Source organism: Roseitalea sp. MMSF_3546 (genome assembly GCF_030732865.1).
Taxonomy (GTDB): domain Bacteria; phylum Pseudomonadota; class Alphaproteobacteria; order Rhizobiales; family Rhizobiaceae; genus Roseitalea.
This window is the reverse complement of record NZ_JASHKB010000019.1, coordinates 31,259-46,899: the sequence shown is the minus strand read 5'-3', so window position 1 is coordinate 46,899 and position 15,641 is coordinate 31,259. Positions and strand designations below refer to the sequence as shown.

Below are 15,641 nucleotides of genomic sequence, written 5' to 3'. Positions count from 1 at the left end.
AGCCCCGGGGGGATGGGCAAAAAATCAGGGTCTGTTTACCATCACGCCGTGCCCGGCGTTGCGAAAACGTCACTAAGCAGCACGCACTAAACGGTTTTTAACCCTAAACCTTGCGTGTGGCGGCAAAGCCTGCAATAGGGGTTTGGGCAAAACGAGGACGATGGCTGGTCTGAAACTGGCCCGAGAAACTGGGGACGCGACCGCATGAAAGCGGCTTCTGGACTACTGAGTGCTGTTTCGGCAATCGTGTTGACGGCGACGCCCGTCGTGGGTGGTGCGATCGCCATTGAACTCCTTCAGACCACCAGCGCCCATGCCGCTGTCGTCAACGCGATCTCGGTGAGCGGCAATGTCCGCGTTTCCGAGCAGTCGATCGCCGATTTCGTCGGCTACGAGCCGGGGCGCGACTATTCGGCCGCGGACGTCAACGATGCCGTCAAGGCGCTGTTCCGCACCGGTCTTTTCGCCAATGCCTCGGTGGTCACCCGTGGCGGCACGCTGGTGGTCGCGGTCGAGGAACTGGCCACCGTCAACCAGGTGCTGTTTCAGGGCAACCGCAAGATCAAGGACGACCGGCTGGACCAGGTCGTCGAACTGGCGCCGCGCGGCAAGTTCGATCAGGCCACGCTCGATGCCGACGTGCTGGCCGTGGACGAAGCCTATGCGCGAATCGGCCGCGCCGACGTGACGGTGACCGCCAGCGTCGTCGATCTTGGCGAGAACCGGGTCAATGTCGTCTTCCAGATCGACGAGGGCGACCGCACGCGGATCGCGCAGATCAATTTCACCGGCAACACCGCCTTCAGCGACCGCCGGCTGCGCAGCGTGATCTCGACCAAGCAGTCCAATTTCATGTCGTGGCTGACGCGCAACGATGTCTATGACGACCAGCGTCTTGCCGCCGACGAGGAGCAGCTCCGCCGCTTCCACTTCAATCGCGGCTATGCCGACTTCCGGATCCTTTCCTCGTCGGTCGACACCGATCCGGCGACCGGCGAACTGATCATCAATTTCGAGATCGACGAGGGCGAACGCTACGCCTTCGGCATGATCGACATCGACAACACGGTCACCGGTGTCGATCAGGAGGCGCTGGCGCGAACCATCGAGACCCGTCCCGGCCGTGTCTACAGCGCTTCGGAGGTCGAAGACACGCTGATCGCCATGTCCGAGCAGCTTGCGGCCAACGGCTTTCCGTTCGCCGAAGTCACCCCGGTCGGCAATCGCAATTTCGAGACCGGCACCATCGACATCACCTATATCGTCGATCAGGGCCAGCGCGCCTTCGTCGAGCGCATCGAGATCGTCGGCAATACCCGCACCCGCGATTACGTCATCCGTCGCGAATTCGACATTTCCGAAGGGGACGCCTTCAACCAGTTCCTGGTGCGGCGCGCCCAGCGCCGGCTTGAGGAATTGCGGTTCTTTGAGCGTGTTGCGGTCACCACCCAACCGGGTTCTTCGCCTGACCGTGTGGTTCTTGTGGTGCAAGTTCAGGAGCGTTCAACCGGCGAATTTGGCGTCGGGGTGGGCTACTCGACGGGCGGGCAGAGCCAGGGCGTCAATGTTACTGGCTCGATCACCGAGCGCAACTTCCTTGGCCGTGGTCAAGCCATCAAGGTCGCTGTCGGCGGCACCACTGATTCGCGAACCTACAATGTGTCCTTCACCGAGCCCTATTTCCTAGGCTACCGGGTCTCGGCGACCGTTGACGTGTTCCAAGAGCGCCGCAATTACAGCGGTGTTTCTGGCGGATATGACAAGACCAGTACCGGTGGCGCGGTCACATTCGGCTTGCCCCTTAATGACAATTTGCGGGCGACGGTCGGCTATTCCTATGTTCAGGACGAATATATAGGCACTGGCGCATGTGCCTTGTCAACGGGGACAGATGGGCCGGCTGATACCTGCATCCTGCCCGAGTTCATCGAGGACCGCATCGATGCCGGCGGGGTGCGAGCCAAGTCGGCTGTGAGTTACGGGCTCATTTACAACACGATCGACGATCCGGTGGATCCTACCGAGGGTGTGTACGCGCGGTTCAACCAGGAGGTCGCCGGCTTAGGCGGCGATGCGCAGTTCGTGCGCACGACTGTCGATGCCAGCTACTATCATACGGTCAACGAGGAGGCCGAAGTAGTAGCCTTGCTTCGCGGCGGCGCGGGCAACATTACTGGCCTTGGACAGATGGTAATGGGTTTTGACCAGTTCGAACTCGGTGCCAATCGCATTAGAGGCTTTGAGTATAACGGTATTGGTCCCACGGATGCGAGCGGCAACTTCATTGGCGGCAAGACCTATATAAACGCCACGGCCGAACTTCAGTTTGCCATGCCTGCTTTCCCGCGTGATCTCGGCGTCAAAGGCGCGGTCTTCGCCGACGCGGCGACGCTGTTTGACACTGATGTCGCGGGCGCCATCAACACATCTATGGAATGGCGCGCCTCGGCCGGTGTCAGCCTGATCTGGCAGTCGCCCGTCGCGCCGCTGCGGTTCGACTATGCCTGGCCGGTCGTAAAGGAGCCGCACGACAAGGTGCAGAACTTCTCCTTCTCGGTATCCACGGCATTCTGATGACGGGCCTTCCGGCTGCCATGGCGCGCATGCCGGAAAGCCCGCAGCGTTCCTGACTTGGCTTGCGACCCGCATTTCCACCGGCCCGCGTCGGCGATGACGTTGGGCGCGGTCGCCCGCGCGATCGGGCTGGATCTGCCGGCGCGAGCGGATGCGGAGCGGAAGATCGCGACGGTCGCGCCGGCGCACCTGCCGGTCGCCGATGCGCTGGTGTTCATCGACAGGCCCAATGGCATGGATCTGGCCGCCCTTGACGTCTGCGCGGCGATCCTGTGCACCGAAACCGTCGCTTCCACCTTGCCCGCCGGTCCGGCACTGCTGGTGGCCGACGAACCGCGCCATGCCTTTCTCGATGCCGTTTCAGCGCTGTTTCCGGACAGTCTGGGCGATTCGCCCGTGATCGCCGATCCCGCCGCGGCCCGCACGGTCGGCGCCGCGATGATGGCGAGCAGCGCGCGGCTCGAACCGGACGTGACCGTCGAGCCGGGCGCGGTCATCGGCGATGACGTCGAGATCGGGCGCGGGACGGTGGTCGGCGCCAATGCGGTGATCGCGCGGGGCTGCCGGATCGGACGCGACTGCCGCATCGGCCCGGGCGTTGCCATCCAGTATGCGCTGATCGGCGACCGCGTCGGCATTCTGCCCGGCGCACGGATCGGGCAGGAGGGATTTGGCTTCATGCCGCGGCCGGACGGGCTGCGCCGGGTGCCCCAGCTCGGGCGCGTGATCGTTCAGGACGATGCCGAGATCGGCGCGAACACGACCATCGACCGCGGCGCGCTCGAGGACACGGTGATCGGCCAGGGCACCAAGATCGACAATCTGGTGCAGGTCGCCCACAATGTGCGGATCGGCGTGCACACGGCGATCGCGGGCCAGGTCGGCATTTCGGGCAGCGTGACGATCGGCGATCGATGCATGATCGGCGGTGGCGCCGGGTTCGCCGATCACGTCACGATCGGCAACGATGTGAGCGTCGGCGCGGGGTCGGGGGTGATGAACGATATCGGTGACGGCGAACGCTGGGCCGGGGTTCCGGCGCAGCCGAGCCGGGCATTCTTCCGCCAGCAGGCGGCATTGCGCCGGCTTGCCGATCCCTCTAAGAGACAAGACCGCAACTGAACACTGACGGCTTCATGACCCACACCCCCGTCGATGCCTCGCTCGAGACGGCCGATCTCGAGCAGATCCTCAAGCTCCTGCCCCATCGCTATCCGCTGCTGCTGGTCGACCGGATCGTCAATATCGACGGGCTGCAATCGGCCGTCGGCATCAAGAACGTCACCTATAACGAGCCCCATTTCACTGGCCATTTCCCGGGCAATCCGATCATGCCGGGCGTGCTGATCATCGAGGGGCTGGCGCAGACGGCGGGTGCGATCGGCATCAAGAGCCTTGGCATGGACCAGCCGGCGCTGGTCTATTTCATGACCATCGACAAGGCCAAGTTCCGCCGGCCGGTCGTGCCCGGCGACGTGCTCGAATACCATGTCGAACTGATCAAGCGGCGCGGGTCGATCTGCCGCTATGCCTGCCAGGCCAGGGTCGCGGGCGACGTCGCCGCCGAGGCGGAATTGTCGGCGATGCTCTCGCCCGACGATGCAAAGCGCGGTGGGGGCGTTTGACACCGATGGACGCCACGCCAAGCTTCGTTCACCCCACCGCTCTCGTCGAGACGGGCGCGCAACTGGGTGCCAATGTGCGCATCGGCCCGTTCTGCCATGTGGGTCCGGACGTGGTGCTCGGCGACGATGTCGAACTGATCAGCCATGTCGTGGTCACCGGCGACACGCAGATCGGCGCGGGCACCACCGTCTATCCGCAGGCGGTTCTGGGCTGCGCGCCGCAGAACACCGCCTATCGCGGCGAGCCGACACGGCTGGTGATCGGGCGCGCCAACATCATCCGCGAGGGCGTGACCATGCATCGCGGCACGGGCAATGCGCGCGGCGAGACCACGGTCGGCGACAATTGCATGTTCCTGGCCTATTCCCATGTCGCCCATGACTGCATCATCGGCGACCATGTCACCTTCGCCAACAATGTCATGATCGGCGGGCACGTGACCGTGGGCGAGCGCGTCATCGTCGGCGGCGGCGCCGGCATCCACCAGTTCTGCATGATCGGGCGCAACGCGTTCATCGGCGGGCTCAGCGGTGTGGCACACGACGTCATTCCCTTCGGCATGGTGATGGGCAACCGCGCCCATCTTTGCGGGCTCAACGTGGTCGGCATGAAGCGCGCCGGTCTTGACCGCGAGGCGATCGGGACGGCACGTGCGGCCTATGAGGCCCTGTTCGCCGAGAACGGGCAATCGGTGCGCGACAATGCCCGGACCGTCGTCGAACGATACGCCGACAGCACCGTCGCGCAAGCCATGGCCGGTTTCGTGCTCGATGACAGCAAGCGACAACTGACCACGCCGCTTGGCGGGGCGAGGTTGCGCCAGGCCGAAGCGCAGTGAGTTGCCACCGTGGCCGGGACACGCGCGTCTCATTCCCGCCCTGGTCGATTGCAGGATATCAACGCACCCATCGGCATCATCGCCGGCGGCGGCGCCATTCCGCTCCACATTGCCGAGCTTCTGGCCGAGCGAAGGGCGCAATTCGTCGTCATCATGCTCGATGGCAATGCCGATGAGCGGCTGGCAGCGTTCGAACATGGCCGGTTCGGCCTTGGCCAGCCCGGCCCGATCGTCCGGCATCTGCGCGACCGGGGTGTGCGCACGGTCGTGCTCGTCGGCTCGGTCTCGGGTCGGCCCGACATCGGCCAGCTTCGCCCAGACCTGACAACGCTGCGGTTCCTGCGTCATTACCTCGCCGGTCGCGGGCGCGGCGATGACGCCTTGCTGCGCATGGTGGTGGGGATCCTGCAATCGGAAGGATTTGCGGTCGCCGGCGTGCACGAACTCGAGCCCGACCTGCTCGCCCCCGTCGGACCGCTGGGCAGGCGGCCCGTTGCCAAAGGCGAGGCGACCGCTCTGGAGGTCGGCGCCCGGGCGGCGCATGCGCTCGGCGCCATCGATGCCGGCCAGGCGGTCGTCGTCATCGGCCGGCGCGTGGTGGCGCTCGAGGGGGCCGAAGGAACCGATGCCATGCTCGAGCGGGTGGCGGATCTGCGCGGGGCGGGACGGCTGTCGAACCGCAAGGGGGGCGTGCTGGTCAAGTTGCGCAAGCCCGGCCAGGACATGCGGGTCGATCTGCCCACGATCGGTGTGGGCACGGTGCAGCGGGCGGCCGCGGCGCGGCTCGCCGGCATCGCCGTGCATGGCGAGAACACGCTGATCGTCGACCGGCAGGCGACGATCGAGGCGGCCGATGCGGCCGGGCTGTTCCTCATCGGGCTCGATCCGAACGGTCTTGACGGACCGCCGGCGTGGCAATGAACGGTCGCGACCCAAAACTCGCCATCGTCGCCGGCGAGGAATCGGGCCAGCTTCTCGCCGCGGAACTGGTCGAGGCGCTCGAACGCCGGCTCGGCCGTTCCATCGCGCTCGTCGGCGTGGGCGGGGCGCGGCTTGCCGACAAGGGCCTTGCCAGCGTGTTCGATCCCGCCGAGATCGCGCTGATGGGCATCAGCGATGTCGTGGCCAGCCTGCCGCGGCTGATCCGGCGCATCGGCCAGACGGCCGATGCCATCATTGCCGCGCGGCCCGATTGCCTGATCCTGGTCGACAGCCCCGATTTCTCGCTGCGCGTGGCAAGGCGCGTGCGGGCGCGGGCGCCGGACATCCCGATCGTCAAATATGTCGCACCGACCGTCTGGGCGTGGCGTCCCGAACGCGCTGCGCGCATGCGCGACCATGTCGATCAGGTGCTGGCCGTGCTGCCCTTCGAGCCGCAGGTCATGGCCGAACTGGGCGGACCCGAAACGCACTATGTCGGCCACCGGCTGATGGCCGATGAGGCGCTTTCTTCATGCTGGCAGGCGCGCCGGCAGCGGGCGTGCGAACATGAAGCGATGCAACTGCTCGTGCTGCCGGGCTCCCGACGCAGCGAAATCCGTGCGCTGCTCGACGATTTCCGCGCGACCGCCGAGATCGTGAAAACGCGCCTTGGCGATGTCCGGGTCGATATCCCGACCCTGCCGTCTCTGGAGCGCCAGGTGCGCGATCACATCCTGTCGTGGTCGATGCCGGTGCGGGTGACCACCGGCCGCGCCGCGCAGATCGGCGCCTATCGCCGTGCCGATGCGGCGCTTTGTGCCTCGGGCACGGTGACGCTCGAACTCGCCCTGGCCGGTGTGCCGGCGATCTCTTGCTATCGGGCCGATCGTCTGATGCGGCTTGCCATGCCGATGATCACGACCTGGACGGCGGCGCTGCCCAACATCATCGCCGATGCGCCGGTCATTCCCGAATACTACAACGAGATGATCCGACCAGGCTATCTGGCGCGCATGCTGGAGGAGCTGCGCCGGCCTGACGGCGACCGGGTTCGCATGATGATGGCCGGCTATGCCCGCGTGCGCGAGCGCATGGCGATCGATGACGCGCCGGCCGAGCGCGCCGCCGAACTGCTGATGCACCATTTCAGAACCTGACGATGCCCGTTCAGCGCGCCTCGACCGGCAGGTAATTGCGCTGCGGTTCGCCGCAATAGAGCTGGCGCGGCCGCCCGATCTTCTGGCTGGGATCCTCGATCATCTCCTTCCACTGCGCGATCCAGCCGACCGTGCGGGCCAGGGCGAACAGGACGGTGAACATGTTGGTCGGAAAGCCCAGCGCCTTGAGCGTGATGCCCGAATAGAAGTCGATGTTCGGATAGAGCTTCTTTTCCACGAAATACTCGTCGGTGAGGGCGATCTGCTCGAGCTCCATGGCGACCTGCAGCATGGGATCGTTGCTGCTGCCCAGCGCGCCGAGCACCTCATGGGTGGTCTTCTGCATGATCTTGGCGCGCGGATCGTAATTCTTGTAGACGCGGTGCCCAAAGCCCATCAGGCGGAAGGGGTCGTCCTTGTCCTTGGCGCGGGCGATGAACTCGGGAATGCGTTCGGGCGTGCCGATCTCGGCGAGCATGTTGAGCGCGGCCTCGTTGGCGCCGCCATGGGCCGGGCCCCAAAGGCAGGCAATGCCGGCGGCGATGCAGGCGAAGGGGTTGGCGCCCGAAGAACCGGCAAGGCGGACCGTCGAGGTCGAGGCGTTCTGCTCATGGTCGGCATGCAGGATGAAGATGCGGTCCATGGCGCGCGAGAGCACCGGATTGACCTGATATTCCTCGCACGGAACCGCAAAGCACATGCGCAGGAAGTTCGAGGCATAGTCGAGGTCGTTCTTGGGGTAAACGAAGGGCTGGCCGATCGAGTATTTGTAGGCCATGGCCGCGATCGTCGGCATCTTGGCGATCATGCGCAGGCTGGCGACCATGCGCTGGTGCTCGTCGGAAATGTCGGTGGAATCGTGATAGAAGGCCGACAACGCGCCGACGACGCCGCACATGATGGCCATGGGGTGCGCGTCGCGCCGGAAGCCGGTGAAGAACCGGTTCATCTGCTCGTGCACCATGGTGTGGTGCGTCACCCGGTAGTCGAAATCCTCCTTCTGGGCGCGGGTCGGCAGATCGCCGTAGAGCAGGAGGTAGCAGGTTTCCAGGAAGTCGCCGTTCTCGGCGAGTTGCTCGATCGGGTATCCGCGATGCAGCAGGACGCCATTGTCGCCGTCGATGAATGTGATCTGCGACTGGCAGCTTGCGGTCGAGGTGTAGCCGGGATCGTAGGTGAACTTTCCCGTTCGCGCGTAAAGCTTTGAAATGTCGATGACATCGGGACCCACGCTGCCCGAGTAGACGTCAAAGTCATGGGCCGTCCCGTCAACGGTCAAGGTTGCGGTCTTGTCAGCCATGGCCTGTCCTCCAGCTGGTAAGGTGAAATGCCGTCATGTGCGCACGCTGGGGCACCGATTGGGACGGCGGGAAGGTCGCGGACTTGCTAGCGGATTTGGGGCAGGGTGCCAAGCTAGCCCAAAGCCTGATTTGTGCATTGCAATATCTATGGCATCCTCATTGCCGCCGGCGGCGCGTGCGTCAAGCCATGACATCGCCGATCCGGGCCAGCGCCTCGTCGCGGCCGAGCACGGCGAGCACGTCGAAAACGCCCGGCGAAACGGCCCGGCCGGTCAGCGCCGCGCGCATCGGCTGGGCGACCTTGCCGAGCTTGACGCCCTCGACCTGGGCGAAGGCCCGTACCGCCGCTTCGAGATGTTCGGCGTCCCAGGCGGGAGTTTTCGACAATGCCGCATGCGCCCGGGCGAGCAGCGCGCGGGCGTCGGCGTCAAGAATGCCGGCCGCCTTCTCGTCAAAGGAAAGCGGCCGTTCGTCAAACAGATAGCCGGCACTCTCGATGAGCTGGGTCAGCGTTCTCGCACGCTCCTTGAGACCGGGCATGGCGGCGAGAAGCTGCGCGCGCCTTTCGGCGGTCAGCTTTTCGGCCAGCGCCGGGCCGCCCTCGATATCGGGCAGCAGCGCCTCGATACGCTCGACGAGATAGGCATCGTCGGCATGGCGCACGTAATGGCCGTTGAGCGCTTCGAGCTTTGCGATGTCGAACCGGGCGGCGCCCTTGTTCACGTCGGCGATGTCGAACCATTCGATCAGCTGTTCGGTCGACATGATCTCGTCGTCGCCATGGCTCCAGCCGAGCCGGGCGAGATAGTTGCGCAACGCTTCGGGCAGATAGCCCATGGCGCGGTAGGCGTCCGCGCCGAGCGCGCCGTGGCGCTTGGACAGCTTGGCCCCATCGGGGCCGTGGATGAGCGGAATATGCGCCATGGCCGGCACGTTCCAGCCCAGATGCCCGTAGATCACGGCCTGGCGCGCCGCATTGGTCAGATGATCGTCGCCGCGAATGACATGGGTGACGCCCATGTCGTGATCGTCGACGACGACGGCCAGCATGTAGGTCGGCGAGCCGTCCGAGCGCAGGATGACCAGGTCATCGAGATCGGCATTGGCAAACCGCACCGTGCCCTGGACCATATCGTCGATGACGGTCTCGCCCTCGCGCGGGGTCTTGAGGCGGATGACCGGGTCGATGCCGGCGGGCGCCTGGGCCGGGTCGCGATCGCGCCAGCGTCCGTCATAGCGCGGCGGCCGGCCCTCGGCGCGGGCCTTCTGGCGCATCTCGGCCAGTTCTTGCTGGGACGCATAGCAGCGATAGGCATGGCCGGCATCGAGCAAGGCGTGGGCGACCTGCCGATGCCGGTCGGCGCGCGCATATTGCGAGACCGGCTCGCCGTCCCAGCCAAGGCCGAGCCAGCTCAGCCCGTCCAGGATCGCATCGACCGCCGCCTCGGTCGAGCGGGCCCGGTCGGTGTCCTCGATGCGCAGCATCATCTTGCCGCCGGTGTGTTTCGCATAAAGCCAGTTGAACAGCGCCGTGCGGGCGCCGCCGATATGCAGGAAACCGGTGGGCGAGGGGGCAAAGCGCGTGACGACGCCGCTTGTCATGTCATTCTCCGCATTGTCTGGCTGGCGCCGGCGCGCGCGGGGGCAGTGTCGCCGCCGCGGCCGGACGCCCGTGGGTGGTAGCACACAGCGGTGAAGTTGCAAGCGCGGGGCCGCTTGCAAGCGCATGCCAGCCATGGGCACACTGGCCGTCGGGTGCAGGCAGCGACACCCAGAAAGGGGCGGCGGTGGAACGCGGGGAGGGCGGCAAGGCGGGCAGGACCGGAGCGGTGGCAGCGCATGCGGCCGTGCCCGGACCGGCGGACGAACGGGCCGCCTTTCGGCCCGGCGGCGCTGCCGATCCGGCCAGATCCCCGCCGCGGCGCGAAGCTGACGGCACGCAGCCCGCCACCGTGATCGTCGAACCGGCCGGCGGCGACCGGCAAGGACGCGGCGCCGGGATCGGGCGCGGGCTTGCCGGTCGGTTGTCCATCGAGGCCGGCCGGGCGCGTTTCGCACGGGCGCTGGTCGACGAGGCCGAGTTCGGCACGCCGTTCCTTCTCATACCGGTGTTGCTGATCGCCGGCTGCACGGTCTATTTCGCGCTGCCGGTCGAACCGGCGCGCCACAGCATGATCCTCGGGCTGGCGGTGCTGGCGGCCGGCTGGCTTGCCGCGCGATACCGCGCACCGCTTTTGGCCCGGGCGCTGCTGGCCGGCACCTTGCTGGTCGCGGGCATGGGGCTGGCGCAGTGGCACACCGTCGCGCGCAACACCCAGATGCTCGGCTCCGAAGTCACGACCAGCCTGACCGGCCGCGTGGTGCGCATCGAACACCGGGCGAACGGATCGGTCCGGTACACGCTCGATGTGCTCGCGACCGAGCGTCCGCGCCTTTACTATGTGCCCGACCGGCTGCGGGTCACCGCGCGCAAGCCGGTTCCCGATCTGCGGGTCGGCGACGGGCTGACGGGCCGCGCCCGGCTGTTGCCGCATTCGGGGCCGGCGCGCCCGGGCGGGTACGATTTCGCGTTTCACGGCTATTTTGCCGGCCATGGGGCCAATGGTTTCTTCTACGGCCCGCCCGACATGGTGGCCGTGCCGCCCCGGCCCGGCCTGATGGGGACGCTCGATAACAGCTTGCAGAACGGCCGGCTGTGGCTGGCCGAGCGCATCAAGGCGGCGGCGCCGGGCAATGCGGGCATCGTCTCCTCGGCGCTGGTCACCGGCCACAAGACGGCGATCCCCGAACCGGTCAACGAGGCGCTGCGGGTGTCCGGACTTGCGCACATATTGTCGATCTCGGGCCTGCACATGGCGCTGGTCGCCGGCACCGTGATGGTTGTGCTGCGCGCCGGACTTGCGACAGCAGGCAGCTTTGCGTCCTCGCATGCGGTCAAGAAATATGCGGCGGTGACCGCCTTTGCGGCGATCTTCGTCTATCTGTTCCTGGCCGGCGCGAGCGTGGCCACGCAGCGCTCGTTCATCATGCTGGCGGTGATGCTCGCCGCGCTGCTGGCCGACAGGGCAGCGATCTCCAAACGCAACCTTGCCATTGCCGCCGTCATCGTGATCGCGCTGGCGCCCGCCGCGGTGATCGGGCCGAGTTTTCACATGTCTTTCGCCGCGACGCTGGCACTGATCGCGCTCTACGACATCTGGAACCGGGCGCGCGCGGCGCGCATGCGCCGCAAGGGCGCAATGGTCCGACCCACCGGCGCATTGGCTGTCGCAGGCGGCGCCGGCCGATTCTTTGCCGCGCTGGCCGCAACCTCGATCGTCGCCGGCCTGGCGAGCGGGCTGTATGCGGCCTATCACTTCCAGCGCGTGGCGGTGCTGGGCCTTTTCACCAATCTGGGCGCCATGCCCATCGTCTCGCTGGTGACCATGCCGATCGCCATTGTCGCAACGCTGGCCATTCCGTTCGGACTGGACGGTCATCTTTACTGGGCGATGGCGCAGAGCGCGGGCTGGATCCTGGCGATCGCCGAATGGATCACCGCGCATTCCCCTTCGGGCATGGTCGGCGCGATGACCGAAGGCGCCATGATCGCCGCGACGGTGGCGCTGATCTGGCTGTGCGTGTGCCGCACATGGCTGCGCTGGCTGGGGCTGGCGCCCGCCGCGCTGGCCGTCGTGGCGTTGACGGCCGGCCCGCAACGACCGCTGGCGGTCATCTCCGAGGATGGCCGGCAATTCGCGGCCATCGGCGCGAGCGGCCCGCAGGGGCAGCCGATGCTCGCCGTCAATCGCGGCCGGCCGAGCGCCTTCATTGTCGAGCAATGGCAGATGGCCTATGCGGCGCCGGGCATCGTCAAGCCCGAACGTCACGACGACCCGGTGGGCGCCGCTCCGTCAGCTACGGCCCGGGCACCAACCGGGCCCCGAACCGATCCGCAGCGGGAACGCGGCGACGACGATCCGGTCTCGCGCGTCGATACGGCGCGGCCGATGACGTGCTCGAAGACGGTGTGCACCACGACGATCGGATCGGGCGACAGGCGCTATGTCGCGGCGATCGCCACCGAACCGGATGCGGTCGCGCCGGGCCATTGCGCGCGTTTCGACCTGATCGTTCTGGCCTATGCGCCGGCCACTCCGTTCTGCGCTGACGACACGCTCGTCATCACCGCGCAGGACCTCGCCCTCAAGGGCAGCGCCGAAATCTTCCCCGGCCGGTCACGGGGCGCGGCGCATGGGCGCGCCGAGCACACGGCCTTGCGCAACGGCCGGCCGCCTCTGGTGGCCCGCCATGCCGTCTCGCTGCCGCTGCGGCCCTGGCACGATCACCGTCAATACAGCCGGGCGGCGCGCAACCTGGCGCCGTACGACTGACCGTGCGGCGGCCGAACGCGCGTGGCTCAATAGCGTCGGACGAGCCCGACGAGCCGGCCCTGGATGCGCACCCGGTCGGGGCCGAAGATGCGCGTTTCATAGGCCGGGTTTGCCGCCTCCAGCGCGATCGAGGCGCCCTTGCGCCGAAACCGCTTGAGCGTGGCCTCCTCGTCGTCGACCAGCGCAACCACGATCTCGCCGGGATTGGCCGAATCGGTGCGCCTGATCACCACCGTGTCGCCGTCGAGAATGCCGGCATTGATCATCGAATCGCCTTCGACATCGAGTGCGAAATGCTCGCCGCGGCCGAGCATGTCGGGCGGCACCACGACGGTGCGCGTCTGGTTCTCTATGGCGGAGATCGGCACGCCCGCGGCGATCTTGCCCATCACCGGCAGCCCGTTCTCCGCGTCCGGTCCGTCGGCGGGGGGGGCGGAAGCGGCCGCGGCGAGCCTGGCGCGCGCCTTGTCGGCGGCCGGCTTGCCGAGCCCGCCCTCGACCACGCTGGGCGAAAAGCGCTGGCGCACCTGGTTGATCGGCTGCATCGCCTCGGGCAATTTGATCACCTCGAGCGCGCGGGCGCGGTTGGGCAGTCGGCGGATGAACCCGCGCTCCTCGAGCGCGGTGATCAGCCGGTGAATCCCCGATTTGGAGGCCAGATCCAGCGCGTCCTTCATCTCGTCGAAAGAGGGCGGCACGCCGGTCTCCTTCAGACGCTCGTTGATGAACATCAAAAGGTCCAGTTGTTTGCGTGTGAGCATGGCAGTGTCCGGAAACAAACGAAAACAAAACTTGAACAGAGCATAACTGTTCCAGTTGTGTTCCGCAATGGTTAATTTCCGGTTACAGCCAGGGCCGTTTGCGCCCGAATTCGGGCGCATCGCGGCGATAACGGTGATGGCTGGGAGTATGTGATCCGCAGGGGCCCAAGCCCCCGCGGCAACCGATTCGAGGCTCTGAAACGCTGACCGCAAGGGTTGCGCGGCAGCCCGGCGCGGCGGCGCTCGAAAGACCCTAGCTGCGCGGGCGCAGAAGAAGTCCGATCGACAGGGCGGACGAGCCGGCAATGATGGCGACGGTCACGGTAATGGCATAGGTTGCGAACATGTTTCGTCTCCGGCGGTCTGTTGCATTGACGATTGGTCTACTGGGTTGACAATGCGTGCGCTGTGCGATGGTTCACATGATAGTCGGAGGGCCTTACCGGATGGTTGACCTTGGGGCATTGTGCATGCGGCTGCTGGCGCTGGCTGGCGCGCTGACGCTGTTTCCTGCCGCGGCGGGGGCAACCGGCACCGTCGAGTGCCGCGGCGCCGATGGTGCCGATATATCGGTGTTCATGCTGGTCGGCCGGCTGCCGGTGCTGTCGGTACTGCTGGCGCGGGTCGAGGCGCAGGGCAGCGTCTATACCACCGACGCCGGGTCCGATTCGGATGCGGTGCCGATGGTGTTCGGTCAGGGTCTGGTCGATGACGACCGGCTCGTCGCCGACTTCACCGACGCCAATATCAACGAGATCACGGTGCGGCTGCGCGTCGAGCGGGCCTTCGAAGGCAAGAGCGGTGCCGAGGCCGGTATCGTTCACATCGCCGGGCAGGGCGCCTATGCCATCGTGTGCCAGAGCGGATGACCCGGATCGGCCGGCACGGTTCGCCGCGTCAGGGCTTTGCAGCCGCGCCATTCTCGCCTACACGCTAGCTCCATGTCTGCCCGCACGGCCATCTATGCCGGATCGTTCGACCCGTTGACGAACGGGCACCTGTCGGTGCTGCGCGCCGGGCTGGTGCTGTTCGACCATGTCACGATCGCGATCGGCGTGCATGCGGGCAAGGCGGGGCTGTTCACCTATGACGAACGGCGGGCGCTGATCGGCGCCGCACTCGACGAGACCGGCATGGCCGGCGACCGGGTGTCGGTGGCCGCCTTCGACGGGCTGGTGATCGAGGCGGCGCGGGCGGCGGGCGCCATCGCCATGCTGCGCGGGCTGCGCGATTCGACCGACTATGCCTATGAGATGCAGATGGCGGGCATGAACACCACCATGGCCCCGGACGTCGAGACTGTGTTCGTGCCGGCGGAGGCCGAAACGCGCCCCATCGCCGCCACACTGGTGCGCCAGATCGCCGCCATGGGCGGCGATGTCTCGCACTTCGTCCCGCCCTCGGTCGAAGCGGCCTTGAAGGCGCGCTTTTCGGCCTCGTAGATGCGATTTCCAACCCTTGCCGGAGTTCATGCCACAAATGCAGTTTTTCAAGAACGGCGCGATAGCCCTGCTGGCCGGCGCCATCATTGCCCTGGCCGGGCCCGTTGCCGCGCAGGATGCCGAAGACACGATGATCATCACGCTCAAGGACGGCGAGGTCGTTGTCGGGCTGCGTCCGGATCTGGCGCCCAAGCACGTGGCGCAGATCAAGGCGCTGGTGCGCGAGGGCGAATATGACAATGTCGCCTTTCACCGCGTGATCGACGGCTTCATGGCGCAGACCGGCGATGTCGAGTTCGGCGACGTTGCCCAGGGCTATGACGCCGAGCGCGCGGGCACGGGCGGCTCGACCATGCCGGACCTGCCGGCCGAATTCTCCTCCGAGCCGTTCACGCGCGGCGTCGTCGGCATGGCGCGCGCGCAGAACCCCAATTCGGCCAATTCGCAGTTCTTCATCATGTTCGATGAGGGCCGGTTCCTCGACGGCCAGTACACCGTCGTCGGCAAGGTGCTCGAGGGCATGGAGCATGTCGACAACATCAAGCGCGGCGATCCGGACCGCAACGGTGCCGTCAGCGACCCCGACCGCATGATCGAGGTCGTCATCGGCGCAGACCAGTAGCCAAGTTCCAACCGCAAGCGAAAGGA

Annotated in this window: 13 protein-coding genes; 10 read left to right on the top strand and 3 right to left on the bottom strand. The window is 66.5% G+C overall.

The window, feature by feature from the left end; genetic code table 11:
* The first annotated feature begins 204 nt into the window (after positions 1–204).
* From bamA to lpxB, 6 genes are all read left to right on the top strand, one after another.
* Positions 205–2,574, top strand: coding sequence for an outer membrane protein assembly factor BamA (gene bamA, locus RBB34_RS14490; RefSeq protein ID WP_306119945.1), 2,370 nt, complete (start codon positions 205–207; stop codon positions 2,572–2,574).
* A 96-nt stretch (positions 2,575–2,670) separates the two neighbouring features.
* On the top strand, positions 2,671–3,696 hold the full coding sequence (gene lpxD / locus RBB34_RS14485) for a UDP-3-O-(3-hydroxymyristoyl)glucosamine N-acyltransferase (RefSeq protein ID WP_306119944.1): 1,026 nt from the start codon (positions 2,671–2,673) through the stop codon (positions 3,694–3,696).
* Between the two features lie 14 nt (positions 3,697–3,710).
* Positions 3,711–4,199, top strand: a complete 489-nt coding sequence (gene fabZ, locus RBB34_RS14480; protein ID WP_306119943.1) for a 3-hydroxyacyl-ACP dehydratase FabZ — start codon at positions 3,711–3,713, stop codon at positions 4,197–4,199.
* A 5-nt stretch (positions 4,200–4,204) separates the two neighbouring features.
* Positions 4,205–5,038 (top strand): acyl-ACP--UDP-N-acetylglucosamine O-acyltransferase, encoded by an 834-nt coding sequence (gene lpxA, locus RBB34_RS14475; protein ID WP_306119942.1) that lies wholly within the window; start codon positions 4,205–4,207, stop codon positions 5,036–5,038.
* A 48-nt stretch (positions 5,039–5,086) separates the two neighbouring features.
* Positions 5,087–5,959, top strand: coding sequence for a UDP-2,3-diacylglucosamine diphosphatase LpxI (lpxI, locus tag RBB34_RS14470; protein WP_306119941.1), 873 nt, complete (start codon positions 5,087–5,089; stop codon positions 5,957–5,959).
* Positions 5,956–7,116, top strand: coding sequence for a lipid-A-disaccharide synthase (gene lpxB / locus RBB34_RS14465; RefSeq protein WP_306119982.1), 1,161 nt, complete (start codon positions 5,956–5,958; stop codon positions 7,114–7,116). Before lpxI ends, lpxB begins: the two co-directional genes overlap by 4 nt.
* A gap of 10 nt (positions 7,117–7,126) precedes the next feature.
* On the opposite strand, the gene gltA is transcribed toward lpxB, so the two are convergent.
* Positions 7,127–8,416, bottom strand: coding sequence for a citrate synthase (gltA, locus tag RBB34_RS14460; RefSeq protein ID WP_306119940.1), 1,290 nt, complete (start codon positions 8,414–8,416; stop codon positions 7,127–7,129).
* Between the two features lie 181 nt (positions 8,417–8,597).
* On the bottom strand, positions 8,598–10,019 hold the full coding sequence (gltX, locus tag RBB34_RS14455; RefSeq protein ID WP_306119939.1) for a glutamate--tRNA ligase: 1,422 nt from the start codon (positions 10,017–10,019) through the stop codon (positions 8,598–8,600).
* Between the two features lie 227 nt (positions 10,020–10,246).
* Between gltX and RBB34_RS14450 the strand changes: the two genes are divergently transcribed.
* Positions 10,247–12,790: a ComEC/Rec2 family competence protein gene (locus RBB34_RS14450; protein WP_306119938.1), complete on the top strand. Its 2,544-nt coding sequence runs from the start codon at positions 10,247–10,249 to the stop codon at positions 12,788–12,790.
* A 26-nt stretch (positions 12,791–12,816) separates the two neighbouring features.
* On the opposite strand, the gene lexA is transcribed toward RBB34_RS14450, so the two are convergent.
* Complete coding sequence (gene lexA, locus RBB34_RS14445) at positions 12,817–13,551, bottom strand: transcriptional repressor LexA (RefSeq protein WP_306119937.1); 735 nt, start codon at positions 13,549–13,551, stop codon at positions 12,817–12,819.
* Between the two features lie 470 nt (positions 13,552–14,021).
* Between lexA and RBB34_RS14440 the strand changes: the two genes are divergently transcribed.
* The 3 genes from RBB34_RS14440 (at position 14,022) to RBB34_RS14430 (ending at position 15,615) form a co-directional block, all read left to right on the top strand.
* A complete protein-coding gene (locus RBB34_RS14440; protein WP_306119936.1) occupies positions 14,022–14,420 on the top strand; it encodes a hypothetical protein in 399 nt (132 codons plus the stop codon).
* Positions 14,421–14,492: 72 nt separating this feature from the next.
* A complete protein-coding gene (coaD, locus tag RBB34_RS14435) occupies positions 14,493–14,993 on the top strand; it encodes a pantetheine-phosphate adenylyltransferase (RefSeq protein ID WP_306119935.1) in 501 nt (166 codons plus the stop codon).
* A gap of 37 nt (positions 14,994–15,030) precedes the next feature.
* The gene (locus RBB34_RS14430; protein WP_306119934.1) at positions 15,031–15,615 is read left to right on the top strand and encodes a peptidylprolyl isomerase; all 585 of its coding nucleotides are present in this window, start codon (positions 15,031–15,033) and stop codon (positions 15,613–15,615) included.
* The last annotated feature ends 26 nt before the right edge of the window (positions 15,616–15,641 follow it).